Source organism: Microbacterium sp. Leaf351 (genome assembly GCF_001423825.1).
Taxonomy (GTDB): domain Bacteria; phylum Actinomycetota; class Actinomycetes; order Actinomycetales; family Microbacteriaceae; genus Microbacterium; species Microbacterium ginsengisoli.
In genome coordinates this window covers 36,908-37,646 of record NZ_LMPK01000008.1, presented here as the reverse complement: position 1 = coordinate 37,646, position 739 = coordinate 36,908, and the positions used below count along the sequence as shown (strand labels likewise).

At 72.4% G+C, this 739-nt stretch carries 2 protein-coding genes; both read right to left on the bottom strand.

Going from position 1 to position 739, the window contains the following annotated elements; translation table 11 throughout:
* A partial coding sequence (locus ASG00_RS16680) for an LLM class flavin-dependent oxidoreductase (protein ID WP_442922592.1) occupies positions 1-280 on the bottom strand: 280 nt, incomplete at its 3' end.
* Between the two features lie 19 nt (positions 281-299).
* On the bottom strand, positions 300-739 hold a 440-nt coding region (locus ASG00_RS16675), incomplete at its 5' end, for an FAD-binding domain-containing protein (protein WP_235559105.1).

Genomic DNA, 739 nt, shown 5'->3' with positions numbered 1-739 from the left:
GGTTGGGAAGCATGACGCCGCCCGAACCCACCCGGATGCGCGACGTGCGGGCCGCGGCCGCGGCGATCAGCACGGGCGGCGTCGTCGAGGCGACGGCCGGCATGTTGTGGTGCTCGGCGAACCAGTAGCGCGTGTAGCCGAGCTCGTCGGCGCGGTGGGCGAGCGAGAGGGATGCCGCGACCGCCGCGGCGCTCGTCTGGTGGGTGCGCACGGGCACGAGGTCGAGGACGGAAAGGGCGGTGCTCATCGTGTGCTGCAACGGGGAGGCCGCGGCATCCATTCCCCGGCCGCCCGTGCCGTCAGGCGCGGGAGCGCTTCACCTCGTCGTAGGCCGCCAGGGCGGCGCGCCGCGTGTCGCCGAGGTCGACGAGCGGCGGCACGTCGGCCCAATCGGGCGCCCAGCGGTCGATGTAGCGGTGCTGCGGGTCGAACTTCTGCGCCTGGGTCTCGGGGTTGAAGATGCGGAAGTAGGGTGCCGCGTCGGCACCGGAGCCCGCGACCCACTGCCAGTTGAACGGGTTCGCCGCCTCGTCGGCGTCGACGAGTGTGTCCCAGAACCACTCCTCGCCGCGCCGCCAGTCGATGAGCAGGTTCTTGATGAGGAATGATGCCGCAACCATCCGCACCCGGTTGTGCATGACCCCGGTGTGCCACAGCTCCCGCATGCCGGCATCGACCAGGGCGATGCCGGTGCGGCCGTGCTGCCAGGCGTGCAGCGCCGCCGGATGCGGCCGCGGCC